Origin of the sequence: Butyricimonas hominis (assembly GCF_014287455.1) — a bacterium.
Taxonomy (GTDB): domain Bacteria; phylum Bacteroidota; class Bacteroidia; order Bacteroidales; family Marinifilaceae; genus Butyricimonas; species Butyricimonas muris.
In genome coordinates, this window is sequence record NZ_JACOOH010000033.1 from 1 (window position 1) to 1735 (window position 1735).

A 1735-nucleotide genomic window follows, 5' to 3' on the forward strand; every position below is an offset into this window, starting at 1 on the left:
CTTGTCACGTCCATAGCCACCTGCTGCCCGGCACTTTGGGCAAAGGAAATGCTTGTACCCAGCCCGCTTCCGATATTCGCCATAGCTTCGTTGAACGCTTCCTGCTCCATAGAGGACGGTACGGAAAGCCCCTTTTGCCCGTCCGTGTCGAACACGGCGAGTTCCACCGGGATGATGTTGCCAGCGTACTCAATCGAGGACACCAGTATGTCGAGCCGTTCGCCCTGCACCTTTGCCGTTCCCGCCACAAGGGTATTCTTCGGCACAACGATATTTCCCGCCTGCATGGGTTCGAGCAGCCGCAGTTTCACCGCCTGCCCGTCCACCAGCGTTTGGTCTTGGTGTATGCAGGCGGCTACCGTGTTCTTTCCCATAGCGTACCCCGTGCCTACCGCCGTGTTGAAGCCGTAGTTTCGTGGCTGGCTGTAAGCCCGGATGAAGTCGGCATCGCTCACGGGCTGCTGCAATCCCGAAACGGTCGTTTCCCGGATAGCCTGCACCGGAATAGCCGGAGTGCCGATACCGCCGCCGTTCTGCCCGGCTGTCGGTATTTGGGCAATCTGCCCCCTTTGTCCGTCCTGCCCGTTCATGTACTTTGCCGCCAGCTCGTAGGACTTTTCCAAGAGTGCCATTTGGTCGTCAGCCGTAGGCGTGGCGTTCTGCTGCTGTTTCAGTCGGTCGGTCAGTTCCGCCACCTGCCGTTTCAATTCCTCTTTTTCCTCGTCCACAGGGGGCGTTTCGTAGAACGTGCTTAACTGGCGGTTGATGTCCCGGTAAGCCGCCCGTGAAGAAGCACCGCCGCCCCTTTGTGGCTTCGGATCTTCTTCCGGCATCAGATTGATTTCCTCTTGTGGTTCTTCCGTATCATCGTCCAGCGTGAAACCGAAGTCCTGCAAGGATTGTATCTTGTCCTGCTGTTTACGGTTTGTCACCGCCTGCTCGTAAGCCTTTTGCTTGTCGGCTATAATCCCGTCCTCTGCGGGCAGGGGTATGTCGGCATTGAAGCCGCCCACGCTTTCCACGTTCACGTCCTCTTTGCCGGAGGGTGCGAATATCAGGTACATGCACCCTGCAAAGGCAAGGAACATCAGCGGGAAGACTATCATTTTCCTGCGCTGCTGCACCTGCTGCGGGGTAAGTTCCCGTTTGGGTTTGTCTTCCTTTTTCGGCTTCCCGTCCGCCTGCGGTACGGTCGTGCCGTTCTCATTCTTCTGTACTTCTTCCATATTGCGGTCTGTTTAACGGGTTGATACTTTTGGTTGTGTCATTGCCGTGCAACGGCAGTTGTCTGATGTGTTCTATTTGCAGCCTTTGCCTGTCCCGTTTCCCGATATTGTAGATTGATGAAACGGTGATGTAGATAGACAAGCCGCCGAAAAAGAAGAACATCAGGAGGATAACCGCCAGCCTTTTGCCCGGCGTAATCCGTCCGCACATTCGGCGCAGGCGGTCGTCCGCCCAGTCCCGCACCTTTTCGATGTGGTTTCGTTTTCTTTCCATAAGGCTATCTTTTAATGGTCTGCAAATCCTTGTTCTCGGTAATGGTGAACGCTTCGATGATAAAGCCGTGCGGGTTGTTGTCGCTCCGTGTGGCGTTAAGCAACCGGCACGAGGTGACAAGGCTTCGCACCGTCAGGCTGCTTTCCCGGACAATCAACTGGCGGGCATACGTGTTCACCTTGTAGGGGTACTGGTCGAAGTCGCACTTCACGCTGTCAATCTCCACCGTCTGCGT

General features: G+C 55.9%; 2 protein-coding genes and 1 pseudogene. All 3 read right to left on the reverse strand.

Features of this window, described 5'->3' with window-relative positions; genetic code table 11:
- On the reverse strand, positions 1 to 1226 hold a 1226-nt coding region (gene traM / locus H8S64_RS21985; protein ID WP_186978714.1), incomplete at its 3' end, for a conjugative transposon protein TraM.
- Positions 1204 to 1500: a TraL conjugative transposon family protein gene (locus tag H8S64_RS21990; protein ID WP_186978715.1), complete on the reverse strand. Its 297-nt coding sequence runs from the start codon at positions 1498 to 1500 to the stop codon at positions 1204 to 1206. The genes H8S64_RS21990 and traM, both read right to left, overlap by 23 nt.
- Positions 1501 to 1504: 4 nt before the next feature.
- Positions 1505 to 1735, reverse strand: a pseudogene (locus H8S64_RS21995) (conjugative transposon protein TraK); the annotation flags it as partial.

Bases quoted from the DNA above. Each gene is read 5' to 3' on its own strand.
- H8S64_RS21990 (WP_186978715.1), bottom strand. From the start codon at position 1,500: ATGGAAAGAAAACGAAACCACATCGAAAAGGTGCGGGACTGGGCGGAC.